The organism is Kribbella sp. NBC_00482, assembly GCF_036013725.1.
Lineage (GTDB): Bacteria > Actinomycetota > Actinomycetes > Propionibacteriales > Kribbellaceae > Kribbella.
The window spans coordinates 2969377-2988475 of sequence record NZ_CP107881.1; the positions used below are offsets into that span (position 1 = coordinate 2969377).

The following is a 19099-nucleotide window of genomic DNA, read 5'->3' on the forward strand; positions in this document are numbered from 1 at the left end:
GGTCAGCCGCAGTTGTGCGCGGCGCTGGTGGTCGATCCGACGACGACGTCCACCGCTCCGCCGAGCGCGGTGAGGTGTACGGCGTTGACCGTGAGCCCGTTCTCGACCGTCCGCTGTTCGTTGATCAGCAGCCGGGCCGCGCCGCCGAGGTCGATGCCGGTGTTGGGTGCACCGGTCACCGTGATCGGCTCACCCGCCACCTTCAGCGTCAACGTCGTCGTACCGCTGGACTTCTCGCACGTGCTCGTCGAGGTCGCGGTCAGCCCGGACACCTCGATCACGTCCAGCCCGGGGATCCCGATGCGGACACTCTCTGCGGTGCTGACCGCCGTCACCGCGCTCGGGCCGGTCGTGGTCGTCACCTTGGCGCACAGCGCGCTCGCTGTGATGACGAGCGTGGTGACTGTCGCCTGACAGGCCGGAGCCGTCGAGCCTGCCCCGGTTGTGCGGACCACGCCGGTGTCCGGAGCCGGCGGCAGTTCCAGCCGTACGAGGGCCAGGTTCACCACCGCCGACAACCCGAACGCCCGCCCCGTCACGTACTCGAGCTGCGCCGCCCCGCGGACGACCGATCGCTCATGGCCGCGATCACCCGCGTACGCCGCCGCCAGCGGCACCGAGCCCTGATCGTTCAGCGGCTGCTCGACCTTCGCGATCGTGCACCGTGCAGTCCCACTGAAGTCGGTCGTGGCGTAGCAGGTCTGCTCGCTCGAGCCCGCACCCATGCTCAGAGCGACCGCTCGTCGCGCCAGCGGACCCACGGAGGCCTCCGCCAGCCTGGCCCGCAGTTCAACCGGCTGCCCGTTCGTGATCCGCGGCGTACCGTCGAACGCGAGTGACGTCGCGATCCGAGGCAGCTGGATCCGGCTCGCGTACGACGACCACAGCTGACCGGCCCCGCCTGCCCAGCCGAGCCACAGGCGTCCGTTGAACGCATCGATCGCCGGCGCACTGCCGCCCGGGTTGTCGTTCACGACCGCGATCGGAGCCGACCAGCCGGCGCCGTCCGCACTGCCGGCGACCCGGATCCCGTCGGCACTCTTCCAAGCGGCGTACACCGAGTCACCTGTCGCCGTCAGCGTCGCGCTACCGATGGCCTCTCCAATGGTTGCTCCAGGTACCCATTGCGCACCGTCCGCGCTGGACGCGGACCGAACCGCCGCACCACCCGCCTCCTGCCAGACCAGCACGAGCCGATCCTTGTACGCCGCCATCGCCGGACCGGACGCAGTACGCCCGTCACCTGCACGCGTGGGAGCCGACCACGCCTGCCCATCGGTGCTCGAGGCAACCGACAAGCCGTTGTCGCCGCCCTTCCAGGCCACGAAGATCCGGCCGTCCAGCACCGCGACAGCAGGACCCGCCGCGCCGGCCGCGGACCGTGCGGTCGCGGCGGCCTGATCGGTCACCTGGATCGGCTCCGACCAGTTGGCGCCGTCCGCGCTCGTAGCGACGAAGACCTTGGTGTTCTCCGTCCAGGACGCGACGAGCTTCCCGTTCTGTACGGCGAGTGCCGGGCGCGCTGTTGTCGTCCGTCCGGCGAGGATCCGTATCGCAGCGCTCCACGTCGCGCCGTCGGGTGTCGACGACAAGTAGAGCCCGGCGTCGGTGCCGCGCCACAGGGCGAACTGCACGCCCTTGAACGTCGTGACCGCAGGCGTGTCGTCGAGACCTGGCGCCGCGGTGGCCGGTGCCGCGGAGGACCAGGTCGCCAATGCGGGCGAGCTGACCGGGAGATCGTCGGCCGGCGCGCCAGGCGCCGTACCCGGATTGACGGTATCCGTCACCAGCCGCAGGTTGCGCATTGCGGTCTGCACCAGCGGCAGGGTCTGGTCGACGTTCGCCCACCGGGCCTTGAAATGCTGGGCGTAGAGGCCGGCCAGCCGGTTCAGCCGCACGGCGGCGCTCCAGCTGAGGCACGCCGCGAACGGGTCGACACCTTCCAGCCCGGGCAACCGCTGGCAATTGTCCGTGCCCTCGAGTTGTTCCTGCTGTTCCGGAGCCTTCCCGGCAGCCAGGTTGTCGGCCGCACCCGAGAGCAGCGCCGCGATGGTGAACCCTTCGTCTGCCGAGTTGGTGTAGATCGGGTGATCGCCGAACAGTAGTCCTCGGAGGTTGTTGTCGGTGTCCAGCGCCCGGGGGAACCCGAGCTGCGTGTACGCCCGCAACAGGCTGACGGTCAGATTCAGGTCCAGCGAGATGTTCTGGTCGCGCTGGAGCTCCACCGCGGTCTCGCGGTAGTGCTGGATCCGCTTGGTCTTCAGGAACTCGGTCATCCGCGCTGCCGCGTCGGCCTCGGTGTCGGCCGGCACGTCGACGGTCGCGTTCTGCTGGAACACCGCCCGGTCGGTCTTCTGCCAGTTGTCGAGCAGCGGCTTCGTGGGCTCGAGCACTGGTCCGCACTCGTTCGGCCCTTCCCTCCAGTACTGCTTGCAGTTCTGGTAGTTGACGTCTTCCTCGACGACCTTCGTCGTGGTCCGGGCGATCTTCGCGGCACTGCCCGGCCAGGTGATGCTCTCGGTGAACTTCACCTGCAGATCCGCCGAGCGGAACGTGAGTTTGAACGGGCCGGAGATCGTCCAGGTCTCTGTGGGGTTGACCCATTCGGCGCTCCAGCAGACGCCGTACGTCGGTGGCGCGCTGTGGGCCCAGCGTGCGAACTCCTCGGCCGCGCCCAGCTGCTTGCCGTTCACGTTGTCCGGTGTTGTGAGGTTCTCTCCGCCGCCGCACTTCGGGGTGTCCTGCGGGCTCTTCAGGACATCCTGCTGATCCGCTGGTACGGGTTGCGCGGGACCGTCGAAGAGCCCGTAGTCCTTGCCTCCGGTGACGTTGCCCTCCCGGGCTTGGATGGTGTTCGCCAGCTTGACGGTCTGGGCCGTGTAGTTGCTCAAGAGCCGGCCGAAGAGCGCGTTCGTCGTACCGTCGGCCCCTGGTGTGCTGAATTCCTGGGCGGCGTCGCGGATGTCCCGGCCGGCGGTGATGACGTTGGCGGCGCGGATCGGCGCGACGGCCTTGGCCAGCGCCGGGTTCTGGCTCGACAGCAGGCTGTACCCGTTCGCGGCCAGCTCCCAGACGTCGGAGTTCCCGACCCGGCCGTGTTCCTGGAAGTTCGGGTCCAGGCTCTTCTTCGCGTAGGCGCCGAGGAACGAGATCGAACCGTACGGTCCGTACTGGTTGAGTACCTCGCTCACCTTGCTGTCGACGCTGGAGTACACGTCTTCCGGCGGGACGAACGTCGCCGTCGCGGCAGTGGTCGTTGCCGCGGTGTAGAACGCGGTCTCGCCTTGCAGGTACTGGTCCTTCGACAGCGTGCTGCCCGGTCGGTAGTGGGTGTAGTCGATGAGGGCATCGGTCGTCTCCCACAAGCGCTGCTCGCCGAGCGACTGGATTGCCCTCAGCAACGACACTCCGACCACCTGGAGCTGGTTCTGCACGTTGGCCAGGTTGACGGAGATGGAACCGGCCTGCTCCTTCACCTGCTGGACGTCCGCGCCGATCCGGTTGAACTGAGCCACCATCGCGCCGTAGAGCGTGTCCAGCTTGCGATCCACGCGGTCGAACTGCTTGTCCAGATGAACGCGCAGATCCGCGATCTGGGCCTTCAGGTCCTCGATCCCTTTGATGACCTGTCCCTCCAGGCCCCCGCCGGCACCGGCGAACAGCGTGACCAGCGTGCTGATCGCGCCGATGAAGTTGCCGGTCAGGCCGACCGCCGCGAGCGAGAAGACGGTGTTCACCATCTGGGCCGAGGTGATCACCTTGTTGACCGCCTCGGCGATCTGGATCGCGCCGTCGCCGAACAGCTTGATCTGCCGTCCGAGATCCTTGTCGACCACGCCCGCCAGGAACGCCAGCCCGGTCAGACCGGCCTTGGCGTCGTTGATCCGCGCTTCCCGCTCGTCGGCGGCCTTCTTCGCCGCGGCGCGCTGTTCCGGCGTCGGCTCCGGGGTCGACGTGCCGGGCGGCCGGTCCTCGAAGGCCTGGGTGAGGACGCCGAGGTCCTGCTTGCGATCGGCGTACAGCTTGTCCGTCAGAACCTTGAACTGGTCGGTGGTGGCCTGCCGGTACTCCTTCGGATTTCCTTGCTGGGAAAGGATCTTCGGGAAGTCCAAGGTGTTCTTCAACTGGTCCGTGCCGGCCAGCGTGGTCCCGCTCGCGGACGCGCTGACACCGAGCGGTGCGCCGAGCGTCGCGTTCCAGCCGCTGTTGAAGGCGGCATCCGCGCGAGCCTTCTGGGCCACGGCCGCCCAGACGGCGGTGCGTGCGCCGGCGTACTCGGCGTTCCAGCCGATCTGCTGCTGTGCTCCGCTGATCCGGTCCGGTGCCTTGCCGGACTCGGACGGGTCGTTCGTGCCGACGATCGAGAAGATCAGCTTGGTCAGGTTGGGCCCGGCCGGCTCCGCGTCGGCTGTGGTCCGCACCGCCTCGATGGCCGCACCGACCGCCTCGGCGGCGTTCCGGGTCCACAGATAGTCGGCGACCTTCGTGTCGATCCGCTCGCCGGTCTTGCTCAGGTGATCGGCGATCTGGTCCGCCGTGGCCGCCGGATGGGTCGCCCGCCAGTCCAGCAGTTCGGCGCTGGTGACCAGGTCCCTCGGCTCCTGCTTGTCGGCGACCACCAGATAGCTGCCCAGCAGTGCGTCGGCCAGTCCGTCCGGGTCGACCATCGCCGCCCGCACGCTCGCCTCAGCAGGCCGGATCCCGAGCAGTCCGGTCATCACCAGCAACAGCACCATCAGCCCGGCATGTCGCCGTACCCTCGTACTCATTCAACTTCCCCCAAGAAGTCATCACCCCGAACCCATCCGGGCTCCCCAGCAGAGTGACTGGTCGCTCACCCTCCGGACGACCCCTTCACGCCATCTCCGCACGAACGCCATCCTCTGAGTGCACTCCCGGGCAGCCGATGCCTGTACCTGTGGGTACAGTGGGGTGGGTGGAGACGGTGGAGCGGTTGATTCGTAGTACGCAGGAGTTGTTGTGGGAGCGGGGGTATGTGGGGACCTCGCCCAAGGCGATTCAGCGGGCTGCGGACGCCGGGCAGGGCAGCATGTATCACCACTTCACCGGGAAGGCTGAGCTGGCGAAGGCGGCGATCGAGCGGTCGGGGGCCGAGTTGCGGGCGGCTGCTGACGTGCAGTTGACCGGTGAAGGTACGGCGGCCGAGCGGATCAGCGGGTATCTCGGACGAGAGCGGGATGTGCTGCGCGGGTGTCAGGTCGGGCGGCTGGCGGCGGATCCGGAGGTCATTGCGGATCCGGAATTGCGGGCCCCGGTCGCGGAGACGTTCGAGTGGTTGCGCTCCAGGCTGGCCGAGGTGGTTGCTGAGGGCAAGCGTACGGGCGAGTTCCCGGAGTCGCTGGACCCGGAGCGGACCGCCGCGACGATCGCCGCCGTACTGCAGGGTGGGTACGTGCTCGCTCGCGCGGCCGGGTCGACCGAACCGTTCGAGCTCGCCGTCCAAGGACTCGTCGACTTGCTAGGAGCGAAATGAAGATCGGTGCGGTGTTCCCGCAGCTCGAGATCGGCGCGGACCCGAACGTAGTGCGCGACTGGGCGACGACCGTAGAGAACGCCGGGTACAGTCACGCGCTCGCCTACGATCACGTGCTCGGCGCGGATCCGGCGAACCGCCCGGGCTGGACCGGGTACACCGACAAGTCCTTGTTCCACGAGGTTTTCGTGCTGTTCGGCTACCTGGCCGCGATCACCACGGAGCTCGAGCTCGTCACCGGCGTACTCGTGCTGCCGCAGCGCCAGACCGCGCTGGTGGCGAAGCAGGCGGCCGAGGTCGACGTACTGAGCGGCGGCCGGCTCCGCCTCGGCGTCGGCATCGGCTGGAACAAGGTCGAGTACGACGCCCTCGGTGTCCCGTTCGAGAAACGCGGCGCGCGGTTGACCCAGCAGGTCGAGCTGCTGCGCAGGCTGTGGGCGGATCCGGTCATCTCGTACGACGGCACGTTCGATCGGGTCTCCGAGGCCGGGCTGAATCCCTTGCCTGGCAGGGAAATCCCGATCTGGTTCGGCGGCAGCGCGGACGCCGTACTGCGTCGTACCGGGCGGATCGGCGACGGGTGGATGCCGCAATCGCCGCCCGACGAGAACGCTCGCCAGCAGATCGCGATGATGCGCGAGGCCGCAGAAACAGCAGGCCGCGATCCGCAGTCGATCGGCATCGAGGCAAGGCTCACCCTCGCCGCCGTCCCCGAGCAGGACCGCCAGGCGTTCGTGGACGGGTGGCGGCAGCTCGGCGCGACGCACATCAGCGTGAACACGATGAACCTGGGCCTGTCCCGCCCGGAGGAACATGCCGCAGTGCTCGCCGAGGTACTCCCGAAACTCACCTGAGATCGAGCCACCCAAGATGTATCTCCCGCCGCTTCCCGAGCATCCGAACAGGTAAGGGGAGTTTTCGTCAGGGGGAGAGAGGAAGGCCATGGCCTCCCAGGATGACTTCGAGAAGCGGACGTACAACTACCTGCGGCTGGCGATGATCGGAGTCCTGATCATGCTCGCGGTCGCGGTGCTGCGCGAGCACTGGAAGACGGCGTCGGACTGCTGGCAGGGATCGATCAGCGCGTACTACTACACGCCGGTGCACGCGGTGTTCATCGGTTCCCTGGTGACGATCGGCATCTGCATGATCGTCCTGAAAGGCGCAACGACCTTCAAGGACGTGCTGCTGAACCTCGGCGGCCTCCTGGCGCCGGTCGTCGCCTTCGTGCCGACGCCGAACGCGGGCAGCTGCTGGTCGGAAGCCGTCGTTTCGCGCAACGCGGAGCCGGATGTCTCGAACAACATGCTGGCGTACTTCGTAGCCGGCGGCCTGGCCCTGCTCGCCTCGGCGTACATCGGGCTGACCTCGAAAAAGAAGTGGGACTGGAAGCAGGTCGTGGGTCTGGCAACCTCGGTGCTGCTCTGGCTGGCGGGGATCATCTGGTTCGCGACCTCACGGGACGCCTTCGTCGGCAACGCGCACTACACCGCCGCCGTGCTCTTGTTCGCGGTCTTCATCGTCATCGTTTTCCTGAGCACCAGGGGTCAGCGCAATCTGCCTGCTACGCGGGCTCCCGAGCGGAAGGTGTTCACCGGCGCGTACGGCGGGATCGCGATCGCGATGTGCATCTGCCTCGCGATCGGACTGATTTGGAGGTCGTCGGCGATCCTCGTGGTCGAGACCCTTCTGCTCGTGTTGTTCGTGCTGTACTGGGTACTTCGGACTGCCGAACAGTGGCGCGCCGGCGCGGAGTCCACCGAGTCATGAACGAGGTTCTCAGCACCAAGGACCGAGTGCGGTTGTTGCCGACTGCGATGGGCCGGCTGGCCTCGACCATGGTCGGGCTGGCGGCGTACCGGCTCGGAAAGCGGGGCCTGGAGACGGCGATCCTCCCCGCCCCAGAGCCGACGTCGTGGACCTCCAGCGCCGAGGACCTTGGGCAAGACATCCTCAGCAGCGCCTTCTTCGAGCATTCGGTCAGAACGTGGCGCTTCGGGATGGCGCTGGCGCAGGCCGACGGAGCCGTCCTCGATCCGGAGTTGTTCTACGTGGCGGCGATGCTGCACGACATCGGGTTGTTCAGGCCGTTGGCCGGCAGGTGTTTCACCGCGGCCGGCGTTGCGGCTGTGCGGGAGACGGCGCCGACGGGAACTCCGGTACGGCGTATCGAGGAGGTCCAGGCAGCGATCTTCGAACACCTCGAGATTCGGAGACCGCGAGCAAAGCTGTCCTGCTACTTGCAGGCTGCGTCGCTGCTCGATGTGGCGGGGACGCGGGTCACTGCCCTCGGTCCGGAGTTCGTGCGTACGGCCTGCGCGCACCGGGCCGGGTTCCCCGCAGCGTGCAGGGACGTCTGGCGAGCGGAGTGCCGGCGATTTCCCCAGGGGAGGGCGGCGTACGCGCGTTGCGTAGGCGGCCTGTTGATCGGAACTCGGCTCAATCCTTTGCCGGACTGAGAGGGGTGTTCGCGGTGGAGCCGCGGATGGCCAGGGGGCAGGGGAGGGTTACTACCTGGGAGGGGCGGTCCGGGTCGGCGATGCGTTGGCGGAGGAGGTCGACGCCGGCTTGGACGATGCTGTGGATGGGTTGTTCCACCGAGGTGAGGTCGAAGGATTCCCACGCCGCCATTTCGGTGTTGTCGTAGCCGATCACCCAGACGTCGTCGGGGACGTGGGCGCCGATCGCGCGGGCGCCGTCGAGGATGCCGAAGGCCAGCAGGTCGGTGACCGTGTAGATCGCGGTCGGCGGCTTCTTGCGGGACAGCAGTTTCTCGGCGGCGGCGTGGCCGTCGGCGTGCGGCACGCCGACCGTGATCACGTTGCTCGGTTTGAGCTTCACGCCGGCGTCGGTCAGGGCGGCGCGGAAGCCGGCGTCGCGGTCGCGCGAGGTGTTCCCGGTCGGCGTCAGCGTCACGAGACCGATGTCGGTATGCCCCGCGTCGACGAGGTACCGGCCGGCGTCGTACGCGCCCTGCCAGTTGTCGCCGACGACCTGATCGCAGTTCAGCCCGTCGATCCCGCGGTGCAACAGCACCGTCGGGGTCCCGGACGCGAGCGCCATCGTGTGCAGCTTCGAGTCGTACGTCGCCGACGTCAGCAGGAACCCGTCGACGAGTCGCTGCTGGAGCACCTCCGCGACCGCCTCCTCGGGGTCGTGCTCGATGTTCCACAGGATCATGTGCAGGCCCATCGAGCTCAGCACCCGGCCGATCTCGTCGAGCAGCTCGGCGTGGAACGGGCTGGTCACCCGCGTCATGAACACGCCGATGGTGTCGGTCCGGCCGGTCTTCATCGCCCGGGCCAGCGCGTTCGGCGTGTAGTTCGCGTCCTTCAGCACCTGCAGGACGCGGGCCCGGGTCTCCGGGTTGACCTTCGGGTTGTTGGTGAGCACCCGCGACACGGTCGCCTGCGACACCCCGGCCAGACGCGCCAGGTCGCGACTCGTCGGTGGTCGTGTCATCTCCGCCCCCTTCGTTCGAGATGTGAACCCTACTGAAGAGTGTCACCACGGGCCGTTGACCACGCCGAAGCACCTGTGTATACGTATTCAGTAGCTAAAGTGTATACGTATTCATCCCTCGCGGATGGGAGATTCCGGTGCAGACCAACCTCTCCAACCTGAACCGCCGCAGGTTCCTCGCCGGTCTGACGGGACTGACGGCCGCCGGCCTGCTGGCCGGCTGCGGTGGCAACGGGAACGCCGGCGGTGACAAGAAGGGCCTGACCTTCCTCAACTGGGAGCAGGTGAAGGGCAACCCGCTGGAGCAGGCGATCCAGGCGTTCGAGCAGCAGTCCGGGACGCAGGTCACCATCCAGCCCGCGGTCACCACGGAGTACGACACCAAGATGCGCACCCTGATCGCCGGCGGCAGCCCGCCGGACGTGATGCGGATCAACGACGACTTCGTCCGCGGCTTCTCCCAGCAGGGCGCGCTGCTGGATCTGAAGCCCTACATCGAGAAGGACAAGCTCGACACGTCGCAGTTCGCCAAGGAGACGTTCGAGTTCCCGAAGCAGCCCGACGGCTCGCACACTGCCTGGGTGCTCGGGTACGAGCCGCGGCTGATCTTCTACAACGCCGACCTCTTCAAGCAGGCCGGCGTACCGCTGCCGCCGACGACCTGGTCGTCCGACGGCTGGACCTGGTCCGACTTCGAGGCGGCCGCGAAGAAACTCACCGACCCGGCGAAGAAGCAGTACGGCGCTCTCGTGTACCTGGACACCGGCTACGAGCAGACGTTCACCGTCAACCACGGCAGCGAGACGGGCATCTTCTCGAAGGACGGCACGCAGTTCACGCTGCCTGGTTCGAAGGAGGCCGAGGCGCTGCAATGGGCGACCGACCTGACCTGCAAGGACAAGGTGCAGCCGCCGTGGTCGGTGCTGCAGCAGGACAACGCGGAGACCCAGATGTTTGCCCAGGGCAAACTCGCGATGATGTTCGCGACCTTTGGGACGGTGCCGTACCTGCGGACCACGATCAAGGACTTCACCTGGGACGTCGCTCCGCCGCCTGCTGACGTGGAGCAGAAGACCGAGTCGAGCGTGATCGTGTTCTGCGTCCCGAAGAAGGCGAAGAACCCGGACCAGGCGTGGGAGCTGCTCAAGTACCTGGCGAGCGAGGCGGGCGGCAAGACCCTGCTCCAGGGCGGCGCCTTCACGCCGATCAACCTGAAGGCCGCGGCCGACCTGGCACCGAACGGCAAGGCTCCCGCGCATATCGGGCTGTTCGCCGAGGCGGCGAAGCACCTCACCGCGACCAACCAGACGAAGAACACGATCGGCGCCCGCGAGCTGTACCGGCCGGCGCTGGACACCGCCTACAACTGCGAGAAACCCGTCAGCGACGTGCTCCAGGGCGTCAAGTCCCAGGTGGAGAACGCCTTGAAGGGTTGATGTCGATGGCAACCGTCACGATGGCGCGCGACCGCGGCACCGTCCAGGTGGCCGACGTACGCCGGGCGCGGCGCAAGCAGAATCTCACCGGCTGGTTGTTCATCAGCCCGATCGTGGTCGGGGTGGTGGCCTTCCAGTTCTTCCCGATCCTCGTCTCGATGGCCGCGTCGCTGACCGACTGGAACGGGATCGCGGCGCCGAAGTTCGTCGGGCTGAAGAACTTCACCGACATGTTCGGCAACGATCCGTTGTTCCTGCAGACCTTCAAGAACACCGTCTACTTCACGCTGGCCAGCATCCCGTTGACGATCGGCATCGGCCTGGTGCTGGCGTTGCTGTGCGCCCGCCCGATCCGCGGCGTCGCGTTCTTCCGGACAGCGTACTTCGCGCCGTACGTGACGAACGTGGTGGCGATCGGGTTCGTCTGGTTCTGGTTCTTCCAGCCGGACAACGGGGTGATCAACGGACTGCTCGACCAGATCGGGATCCACGGCCCGCAGTGGTTGTCGAGCTCGAGCTGGGCGATGCCGGCGGTCATCATGGTCAGCGTCTGGCAGGGCATCGGGTACCCGATGATCATCCTGCTCGCGGGGCTGCAGGGCCTGCCGAACGAGTACTTCGAGTCCGCGCGGATCGACGGGGCGGGCGCGTGGCAGCGATTGCGGTACATCACGCTGCCGTTGCTGACACCGCATTTCCTGTTCCTGCTGATCACGCAGTTCATCACGTCGTTCCAGGTGTTCGGCCTGATCTACGTGATGACCAAGGGCGGGCCGGGCCACGCCACCAGCGTCTACATCTTCAACATCTACCAGAACGCGTTCAGCTACGGGAAGGTCGGCTACGCCTCGGCGATGGCGTGGATCCTCTTCGCGGTGATCGCGGCCGTCACCTACCTGCAGTGGAAGCTGCAGAAGAGGTGGGTGTTCTACACATGAGACTCGTCTCCAAGACCTCGCAGTACGTCGTGATGTCCTTGTTCGCCGTCGTTTTCCTGGCACCGCTGGTGTGGATGATCAGTGCCTCGCTGCGACCGGAGGCGAAGGTGCTGAGCGTGCCGCCGAAGTTCCTGCCGACGGACGCGCACTGGGACAACTACCGGCAGGTGTTCGAGCTGATCCCGGTGTTCCTCTGGAACAGCGTGAAACTCGCCGGGCTGAACGTGATCGGGATCCTGATCGTCGCGTCGATGGCCGGCTACGCGTTCGCGCGGCTGAGGTTCGCCGGCCGGGACGCCGCGTTCATGGTGCTGCTCGCCACCTCGATCATCCCGGGCATCGCGTACCTGATCCCGCAGTACATCGTTTTCCGGCAGATCGGGTGGGTGGACACGCAGTACCCGCTGTGGGTGCCGAAGGTGCTCACGCCGGTGTTCGCGACGTTCCTGATGCGGCAGTCGTTCCTGACCGTTCCGCAGGAGCTCGAGGACGCGGGCAAGATCGACGGGGCGTCCACGTTCGGCATCTACTGGCGGATCATGCTGCCGCAGACCAAACCGGCGCTGGCCGCGATCGGGGTGTTCACGTTCCTGGAGTCGTGGAACGACCTGTTCGGCCCGCTGATCTACATCAATTCCGAGAACCTGCAGACGCTGCCGGTGGCGCTGGCCCAGTTCCAGGGCGAGTACTTCACCCAGATCAGTCTGCTGATGTGCGGTGCGACGGTGTCCGTCGTACCGGTGATCGCCGTCTTCCTCTTTGCCCAGCGCTATTTCATCCAAGGCATCACGATGACAGGAATGAAGGGGTGAGCACCGTGCCGGACCGGCTCGTTGCCATGCAGATCGGAGCGGTTTCGTTCGTCGACGAAGGCGTCGACCAGACACTCGACATCCTGGCCGAGCGCGGCGCGGTGAACGCGCTGTTCCTGGCCACGCCGACCTGGACCCGGGGCACCGGCGGGCGGCAGATCCCGGGGCACCCGCTCCCGGACCACGGCGTTGGTGAGTACGACCTCGGCTGGGTCGGCGGGAACTACGCGACCCCGCACCCGCAGTACTACGGAAATACCGTGCTCGGCGCGGTCGGAAAAGCTCCGGAAAATCCGGAATTCGATCTGCTCGGCGAGGTGATTCCGAAGGCCCGCGAGCGCGGGATGAAGTCGTTCGCCTGGATGGAGGAGAGCGGCGGCGCGCGCGAGCTACGGACGTACCCGAACTTCGCCAAGGTCCTCGAGGTGGACGCGTGGGGCCGGCCGGGGCGGCGGCCGTGCTTCAACAACCCGGACTACCGCAACTGGCACCTCGGGTTCGTCGAGGACTACGTGCAGAGCTATCAGCTCGACGGGCTGGCCTGGTGCTCGGAGCGGCCCGGGCCGTTGAACATGCTGATGCAGGGGACGGTCGACGTCCCCGAGGTCGGTTGCTTCTGCCCGCACTGCCGGCGGATCGCCCGCGAACGGGGCATCGACGTCGATCGTGCGCTGCGCGGCTACCGCGAGCTGGTCGACTGGAACCAGCGGGTCGGCGCCGGTGAGCGCCCGGTGGACGGCGCGTTCGTGACGTTCTGGCGGATCCTGCTGAACTTCCCCGAGGTCCTGTCCTGGCAGACGTTGTGGACCGAGAGTCAGCGGCAGTTGTACCGCGACATCTATGGGGTGGCGAAGGCGATCTCGCCCGAGGTGCAGGTGGGCTGGCACGTCTACCACAACATCTCGTTCAGCCCGTTCTACCGGGCGGACCAGGACTACGCCGAGATGGCGAAGTTCTCGGACTTCATCAAGGCCGTCATCTACAACAACTGCGCGGGTCCGCGGTTCTTCACCTGGGTGAAGAGCATCTGCGGTGCGCTGTTCGCCGACGCCGAGCCGGAAGACGTCTACCCGCTGATGATGAAGTTGCTGCAGCTCGACGAAGGAGACTACGAGAAGCTGCCGCAGACCGGATTCACCGCGGACTACGTACGGCGGGAGACCGAGCGGGCCGTCGCGGGCGTCGGCGGGCAGAGCAAGATCTACCCGGGGATCGACATCGACATCCCGGTCGGGGTCGCGAAGCAGCGCGGGCTGGAGGCGCCGCGGGACCTCGGTACGAAGATCAACTGGGACGACAACGAGGGCGAGCTGACCCGCTGCACCCGGGAGTCCGTGCGAGACGCGACGCTGGCCGCGTTCGAGGGCGGCGCCGAGGGCGTCGTACTGAGCCGGAAATACTCGGAAATGCTGCTGGAGAATCTTTCCGGGGCCGGCGACGCGGTCCGGAGTCTTCCGTGAAGCCCTGGTACCGAAGGACGTTGCGGTGGGCGCAGACCAACCTCACGGAGAAGGACCCGGCGCGGTACGACGCCGAGTGGTGGCGGGAGCACTGGCGGCGTACCAAGGTCCAAGGGGTGATCGTCAACGCCGGCGGCATCGTCGCGTACTACCCGAGCAAGTTCGAGCTGCACCACCGGGCGGAGTACCTCGGCGATCGCGACCTGTACGGCGAGATCGTCGACCTGGCCCGGCAGGACGGACTGACTGTGCTCGCCCGGATGGACTCCAACCGGGCCCATCAGCCCTTGTACGACGCACACCCGGACTGGTTCGCGGTCGATGCCGACGGCAACCCCTATCGGGCCGGCCGCCTGTACGTCGCCTGCGTCACAGGCCCGTACTACAAGGACTTCCTGACCGGGATCCTCGAAGAGATCATCGAGCGCAGCGCACCGGACGGTCTGACCGACAACAGCTGGAGCGGTCTCGGACGGGACTCGATCTGCTACTGCCCGAACTGCCGCGACAGTTTCGGCCAGGAGCTGCCGGCCGCGCCGGACTGGACGGACCCGGTCTACAAGCAATGGATCCGCTGGAGTTACGACCAGCGGCTGGCGGTCTGGGACCTGAACAACGAGGTGACGCGCCGAGCGGGCGGCGCGGACTGCTTGTGGATCGGGATGAACGGGGGCGAGGTCGTTGCGCAGAGCAAGAGACTGCGGGACGACGTCGAGATCTGCAAGCGGGCGTCGATCTTCCTGCTGGACTCGCAGTGGCGGCACGAGGAGTCCGGGTTCCAGGCGAACGCCGACGCCGGAAAACGTCTGCACGGGTTGCTCGGGCCGGAAACACTGATTCCGGAAAGTACTGCGATGTACGACGCCGGCGTTCCGACGTTCCGGCTCGGGAGCAAACCCGAGCCGGAGGCGCGGATGTGGGCGATCGAAGGCTGGGCCGGCGGGATCCAGCCGTGGTGGCACCACATCGGCTCGGTGCACGACGACCGGCGGCAGTACGCGACCGCCGAGCCGCTGTTCGCCTGGCACGAGGCGCACGAGGAGTTCCTGGTCGATCGGGAGCAGGTCGCCACGGTCGGCCTGCTGTGGAGTCAGCGGAGCGTGGACTTCCACGGGCGGGACGAACCCGAGGAGGTCAGCCAGCTGCCGTACAAGGGCTGGGTGGACGCGCTGATTCGCGCCCGCATCCCGTACCTGCCCACAACCGAGGTGGACGAACGGTTCGAGGTCCTCGTCGTGCCGAACGTGGGCGTGCTGACGGATGAGCAATGCGACCAGCTGAGGACGTACAGCGGGAAGCTCGTCGTGACCGGGGAGTCGGGGCTCTACGACGAGTGGGGTGATCGCCGGGACGACTGGGTGCTGGGCGATCTGCTGGGCGTCCGGCACCAGGGCAAGCGACTCGGTGACGGGACGGTGACGGACTGGGAGAACTACGACAGCCACAGCTACCTGCGGATCGAAGACCGATCGGTTTTCGACGGTGACACCGACGTACTGCCGTTCGGCGGGCAGTTGGAGGTGGTGGAGTCCCAGGCCCGGAAAGCGTTGTCGTGGATTCCGCCGTTCCCGATCTACCCGCCGGAGAAGTCGTGGATGGAGGAGTCACGCAGCGACGTACCGGCGCTGGTCCTCGGTGAACGTACGGCGTACCTCGCGGCCGACCTGGACCGGTTGTACGCGAAGTACCACCACCCCGATCACGGACAGGTCCTCGCCAACCTCGTCCGTCACGACGGCATCCCGCTCCGCGTCGAAGGCGCCGGCGTACTGGATTGCCAGCTGTACCGGCAGGGCGACCGGCACGTGCTGCACCTGGTCAACCTCGATCAAGGCGGTGCCTGGCGTGGCCGCCTGCAAGAGCTGACACCCGCCGGCCCGTTCACGGTGAGGATCAGGGCGAGCGGATCCCGGGCGCGGCTCCTCGTCTCGGGCGGTGAGGTGGACGTGCGGGAGCAGGACGGCTGGATTACGGTCGGGGTAGACCGGATCACCGATCACGAAGTCGTAGTACTTGATTAAGGAGTTCCCTGTGGCAGTCGAGGTCACCGGCCCGATGGGCGAGCGGTACGACGAGATCCTCACCGAGCGTGCGCTCGGACTGATCGAGACGCTGCACCGTGCGTACGACGGGCGGCGGCGGGAGCTGCTCGAGCGGCGTGCGCAGCGGGTCGCGGAGATCGAGGCCGGGGCGTCGCTGGGGTTCCTGGCGGACACGAAGGACGTTCGGGACGACCCGGAGTGGCGGGTCGCTCCCGCGGCTCCGGGCCTCGTCGACCGGCGGGTGGAGATCACCGGTCCGACCGACCGGAAGATGACGATCAACGCGCTCAACTCGGGCGCCAAGGTGTGGCTGGCCGACCAGGAGGACGCGAACACGCCGACCTGGGAAAACGTTGTCGGCGGCCAGCTGAACCTGCTGGACGCGATCACCCGGCGCATCGACTTCAGCACCGACACGAAGAGCTACGCGCTGAAGCCGGACGAGGAGCTGGCGACGATCGTCGTACGGCCGCGGGGCTGGCACCTGCCGGAGAAGCACGTCCTCGTCGACGGCGAGGAGACGTCCGGCTCGCTGGTGGACTTCGCGCTCTACTTCGCGGCGGCCGCGCAGCCGCAGCTCGATCGCGGTCAGGGGCCGTACTTCTACCTGCCGAAGATGGAGTCGCACCTCGAGGCGCGGCTGTGGAACGACGTGTTCGTCACCGCCCAGGAAGCGCTCGGCATCCCGCGCGGGACGATCCGCGCGACCGTGCTGATCGAGACCTACCCGGCCGCGTTCGAGATGGAGGAGATCCTGTACGAGCTGCGCGAGCACTCGGCCGGCCTGAACGCGGGACGCTGGGACTACATGTTCAGCGTGATCAAGACGCACCGGACCCGCGGCAAGGACTTCCAGCTGCCGGACCGGAACAGCGTGACGATGACGGTGCCGTTCATGCGCGCGTACACCGAGCTGCTGGTGCGAACCTGCCACAAGCGCGGCGCACACGCGATCGGCGGGATGGCGGCGTTCATCCCGAGCAAGGACCCGGCGGTGAACGAGCAGGCGTTCGCGAAGGTCGAGGCCGACAAGACCCGCGAGGCCGGCGACGGCTTCGACGGTTCGTGGGTCGCGCACCCGGGCATGGTCGAGACCTGCAAGGCCGTCTTCGACAAGGTTCTCGGCTCGAAGCCCAACCAGCTCGACAAACTGCGCGAGGAGGTCGCCGTCACCGCCGAGCAGCTGCTCGACGTCGCTGCCACGCCGGGTGAGGTCACCGAAGCCGGCCTCCGCAGCAACGTGAGCGTCGCCGTCCAGTATCTGGCCGCCTGGCTCGACGGAACCGGCGCCGTCGGAATCTTCAACCTGATGGAGGACGCGGCGACCGCCGAGATCTCCCGGTCGCAGATCTGGCAGTGGCGCCGGAACGAGGTCACCCTCGACTCCGGGGATACGGTCACCACCGAATTGGTCGAGCGGATCGCCGACGAGGAGATCGCCGAACTCGGGACGCCGGAGCGCTACGACGCCGCTCGCGCCCTGTTCCTGGAGGTGGCGCTCGCCGACGAGTACGTGGACTTCCTGACGCTCCCGGCGTACGAACGCTTCAGCTGACACCGATCTAGATCAATTACGGTAATGGCCGTAAAGCGTTGACATCGACGCTCGTACGGCCCTACGGTCGCGCCATAAGTCGAGTTCAGGACGCCAGAAAGGCGACACTCCATGGCCAAACGCGCGAGCTCGGTTCCCCCTGCCGGCCAGACCCGGCGCGACTTCCTGCGACTGTCCGGTCTGACCATGGCCGCGATCGGCGGCAGCTGGTCGCTGACCGGTTGCGGTCTGTTCGGTGACGACAGCAAGGCGGCCGACGGCCAGTCGACGCTGAAGATCGACTACGTCCCGGTCGAGGTGCTGGACCCGCAGGTGATCACCAACGGCATGTGGATCCTCAGTCGTGGGATCTCCGAGGGCCTGGTCGCCCAGAACGAGAAGGGTGACGGAGTGCTGCCGGCCGTCGCTTCCGAATGGAAGGTCTCCGACGACCACCTGACCTACACCTTCACGCTGCGCGACAACGCGCAGTGGTCCGACGGCAAGCCCGTTGTCGCACAGGACTTCGAGCGGACCTACAAGCGGCTGTTCACCCCTGCGGCGACCTCGGCCGGCGGTACGACGCTCGGCGCGAACAGCTACCAGGTCTCGACCGGGATCAAGGGCGGCAAGGACTTTCTCTCCGGCGTACTGACCGACTGGTCGCAGGTCGGTGTGAAGGCGAACGGGGACCACGAGCTCGTGCTCACCCTGTCCAACCCCAACCCGGACTTCCTGCTCGCGCTGACCCACCCGGCGATGCTGCCGCTGCCGATGGACCTGGTCGAGAGCAAGCCGAAGGACTGGCAGAACCCCCCGAACTACGTGTCCAACGGGCCGTACACGGTGACCGAGTGGGTCCCGAACTCGAAGCTGATCCTGGTGCCGAACGAGAAGTACTGGGACCGCGGCAACGTCAAGATCGGACGGATCCAGGTCAACCTGGTCGAGCCCAGTGCGGCCGCGACCGCGACCGTGGCGTACGAGAACGGCGAGACCGATCTGGTGCAGCTGGCCGGGCCCGACGTACTGCGGTTCCAGAAGGACGCGAACCTGTCGAAGGAGCTCCAGCAGACCGAGAACTACAGCATCCTCTACCTGGCGAAGCTGCGCAGTCAGCACCCGGCGATGGAGGACGTACGGGTCCGCAAGGCCCTGTCGCTGGCGCTCGACCGCAAGACCCTGGCCGGCGTTCAGCCCGGTCAGGAGCCGGGTGTCTCGCTGGTGACCAGCCGGACGGGGGGCTGGGACGCAAGCCTCGGGATCAAGGAGGACGTCGCCGAAGCGAAGCGGCTGCTCGCGGAGGCCGGCTATCCGAACGGCCAGGGCCTGCCGCCGGTGCGGATCCTCGTCGGCGTACCGGACACCACTCTCGCCGACGCGATGGTGGACAGCTGGACCAAGCAGCTCGGCATCAAGGCGAGTGTCGACCACGTCGAGTCCGGTGTGTACACCGAGCGACGCTGGCAGGTTCAGAAGGGCAACTACATCGGCTTCTACTACGGCACGTTCGCCGGGCTGCCGACGTGGCCGACGATGGTCGGCTCGCTGTGGTCGCCGAAGAACGTGCAGGAGATCAGCCTGCCGAGCGACCAGTGGCAGAAGTACCAGTCCGTGCAGGAGGACAAGAAACTCAAGCCGGCGGACAAGACCGCACAGCTCGACGCCATCCTCGCCGGGCACGCCTCGAAGCCCGCGCGGGAGATCGGCACGCTGGTCGACAAGGCCAACACCGCGGCGGACGACGCGAAGCGGATGGAGTTGTACAAGCAGGCCGCGAAGCTGCGTGAGGAGCAGTACCTGTACCTGCCGGTGCTCTGGCTGAGCCTCTTCCACGCGGTCAAGCCGAAGGTGCACGGTCTGCAACTGCGGGCCTACCCGGACTACTTCTACCTCAAGTCGCTGAGCGTAGGGAGCTGAC

The 19099-nt window shown here is 67.1% G+C and carries 13 protein-coding genes; 11 read left to right on the forward strand and 2 right to left on the reverse strand.

Translation table 11 applies throughout. The features are described from left to right. Window positions 1–2 precede the first annotated feature (2 nt). Window positions 3–4769, reverse strand: a complete 4767-nt coding sequence (locus OHB24_RS14930) for a choice-of-anchor P family protein (RefSeq protein WP_327639605.1) — start codon at window positions 4767–4769, stop codon at window positions 3–5. A gap of 167 nt (window positions 4770–4936) precedes the next feature. Here OHB24_RS14930 and OHB24_RS14935 point away from each other — a divergent pair, with 167 nt between their 5' ends. From OHB24_RS14935 to OHB24_RS14950, 4 genes are all read left to right on the forward strand, one after another. Further along, on the forward strand, window positions 4937–5494 hold the full coding sequence (locus OHB24_RS14935; RefSeq protein WP_327639606.1) for a TetR/AcrR family transcriptional regulator: 558 nt from the start codon (window positions 4937–4939) through the stop codon (window positions 5492–5494). Next, window positions 5491–6348, forward strand: a complete 858-nt coding sequence (locus OHB24_RS14940; RefSeq protein WP_327639607.1) for an LLM class F420-dependent oxidoreductase — start codon at window positions 5491–5493, stop codon at window positions 6346–6348. Before OHB24_RS14935 ends, OHB24_RS14940 begins: the two co-directional genes overlap by 4 nt. A gap of 88 nt (window positions 6349–6436) precedes the next feature. Then, the gene (locus OHB24_RS14945; RefSeq protein WP_327639608.1) at window positions 6437–7264 is read left to right on the forward strand and encodes a hypothetical protein; all 828 of its coding nucleotides are present in this window, start codon (window positions 6437–6439) and stop codon (window positions 7262–7264) included. After that, window positions 7261–7953 (forward strand): HD domain-containing protein, encoded by a 693-nt coding sequence (locus OHB24_RS14950; protein ID WP_327639609.1) that lies wholly within the window; start codon window positions 7261–7263, stop codon window positions 7951–7953. Before OHB24_RS14945 ends, OHB24_RS14950 begins: the two co-directional genes overlap by 4 nt. Here the strand turns inward: OHB24_RS14950 and OHB24_RS14955 are convergent. Beyond that, on the reverse strand, window positions 7934–8956 hold the full coding sequence (locus OHB24_RS14955) for a LacI family DNA-binding transcriptional regulator (RefSeq protein ID WP_327639610.1): 1023 nt from the start codon (window positions 8954–8956) through the stop codon (window positions 7934–7936). The two genes, OHB24_RS14950 and OHB24_RS14955, sit on opposite strands and share 20 nt — an antisense overlap. Before the next feature lie 137 nt (window positions 8957–9093). Between OHB24_RS14955 and OHB24_RS14960 the strand changes: the two genes are divergently transcribed. From OHB24_RS14960 to OHB24_RS14990, 7 genes are all read left to right on the forward strand, one after another. Then, window positions 9094–10392 (forward strand): ABC transporter substrate-binding protein, encoded by a 1299-nt coding sequence (locus tag OHB24_RS14960; RefSeq protein WP_327639611.1) that lies wholly within the window; start codon window positions 9094–9096, stop codon window positions 10390–10392. A gap of 5 nt (window positions 10393–10397) precedes the next feature. Continuing rightward, entirely contained in the window at window positions 10398–11330 is a 933-nt protein-coding gene (locus OHB24_RS14965) for a carbohydrate ABC transporter permease (RefSeq protein ID WP_327639612.1), read from the forward strand. Beyond that, on the forward strand, window positions 11327–12142 hold the full coding sequence (locus OHB24_RS14970) for a carbohydrate ABC transporter permease (protein ID WP_327639613.1): 816 nt from the start codon (window positions 11327–11329) through the stop codon (window positions 12140–12142). Before OHB24_RS14965 ends, OHB24_RS14970 begins: the two co-directional genes overlap by 4 nt. Further along, entirely contained in the window at window positions 12139–13602 is a 1464-nt protein-coding gene (locus OHB24_RS14975) for a hypothetical protein (RefSeq protein ID WP_327639614.1), read from the forward strand. The genes OHB24_RS14970 and OHB24_RS14975 overlap by 4 nt, the downstream gene beginning before the upstream one ends. Beyond that, entirely contained in the window at window positions 13599–15623 is a 2025-nt protein-coding gene (locus OHB24_RS14980; RefSeq protein ID WP_327639615.1) for an alpha-amylase family protein, read from the forward strand. Before OHB24_RS14975 ends, OHB24_RS14980 begins: the two co-directional genes overlap by 4 nt. Window positions 15624–15633: 10 nt before the next feature. Beyond that, window positions 15634–17199: a malate synthase A gene (gene aceB, locus OHB24_RS14985; protein ID WP_327639616.1), complete on the forward strand. Its 1566-nt coding sequence runs from the start codon at window positions 15634–15636 to the stop codon at window positions 17197–17199. A gap of 111 nt (window positions 17200–17310) precedes the next feature. After that, on the forward strand, window positions 17311–19098 hold the full coding sequence (locus tag OHB24_RS14990) for a peptide ABC transporter substrate-binding protein (protein ID WP_327639617.1): 1788 nt from the start codon (window positions 17311–17313) through the stop codon (window positions 19096–19098). Window position 19099: the final 1 nt, after the last annotated feature.

What these genes read in the sequence shown, in the direction of transcription:
- OHB24_RS14970 (WP_327639613.1), top strand. Translation starts at nt 11,327, where the DNA reads ATGAGACTCGTCTCCAAGACCTCGCAGTACGTCGTGATGTCCTTGTTC.
- OHB24_RS14965 (WP_327639612.1), top strand. Translation starts at nt 10,398, where the DNA reads ATGGCAACCGTCACGATGGCGCGCGACCGCGGCACCGTCCAGGTGGCC.
- OHB24_RS14930 (WP_327639605.1), bottom strand. Translation starts at nt 4,769, where the DNA reads ATGAGTACGAGGGTACGGCGACATGCCGGGCTGATGGTGCTGTTGCTG.
- OHB24_RS14950 (WP_327639609.1), top strand. Translation starts at nt 7,261, where the DNA reads ATGAACGAGGTTCTCAGCACCAAGGACCGAGTGCGGTTGTTGCCGACT.
- OHB24_RS14940 (WP_327639607.1), top strand. Translation starts at nt 5,491, where the DNA reads ATGAAGATCGGTGCGGTGTTCCCGCAGCTCGAGATCGGCGCGGACCCG.
- OHB24_RS14945 (WP_327639608.1), top strand. Translation starts at nt 6,437, where the DNA reads ATGGCCTCCCAGGATGACTTCGAGAAGCGGACGTACAACTACCTGCGG.
- OHB24_RS14955 (WP_327639610.1), bottom strand. Translation starts at nt 8,956, where the DNA reads ATGACACGACCACCGACGAGTCGCGACCTGGCGCGTCTGGCCGGGGTG.
- OHB24_RS14990 (WP_327639617.1), top strand. Translation starts at nt 17,311, where the DNA reads ATGGCCAAACGCGCGAGCTCGGTTCCCCCTGCCGGCCAGACCCGGCGC.